This is a genomic window from Butyricicoccus sp. AF18-9LB, assembly GCF_027684505.1.
GTDB lineage: Bacteria > Bacillota > Clostridia > Oscillospirales > Butyricicoccaceae > Agathobaculum > Agathobaculum butyriciproducens.
The window spans coordinates 305-760 of the sequence record NZ_JAQCWA010000066.1 but is presented as its reverse complement, the minus strand read 5'-3'; the positions used below and the strand labels follow the sequence as shown (position 1 = coordinate 760).

Sequence of the window (456 nt, the reverse complement as noted above, 5' to 3'; positions counted from 1 at the left end):
TGAAAGGCTCGTGAGATTGCACCCAGCAGGAACAGCTTCAATGCTTCATAGGTGTAATCGTCTGCGTCAGCCCCCAGAAAGTGCCGCAGGCAGAAGCGGATTCGCTCTGTCCCGTCCCACACAAGGGAACTTAAATAATCCCGGATGGGGTGGTACTTGTTTTCATTCGCCACAATCCCGATGGCGTTATCAATCTTTTTCTCATTGGTAAGCCCGTAGGTTTCTTCCAGATAGAGAAGCAGATACTTCATATCTGTATCGTTCAGGGCGGTGCTTTCCCTGTGGAAGCCGATGGGCTTTATGATGTCCTTGCGGTCAGTCAGGATGTTGTATGCGATAGCCCCGGAAAGCAGCGGGTCACGCTGGAATACAGTCAGGCAGTTCCGTATGCTCTGACGGACACCGCCTTTCTCGGTAGTTTCCAGCCCCTCCTTGATTTCCTCAATGCTCTGGGGT

At 52.0% G+C, this 456-nt stretch carries 1 protein-coding gene; it reads right to left on the bottom strand.

Going from position 1 to position 456, the window contains the following annotated elements; translation table 11 throughout:
• Positions 1–456, bottom strand: a 456-nt coding sequence (locus PGY33_RS14330) for a VapE domain-containing protein (protein ID WP_270479219.1), incomplete at both ends; no start/stop codon positions are given.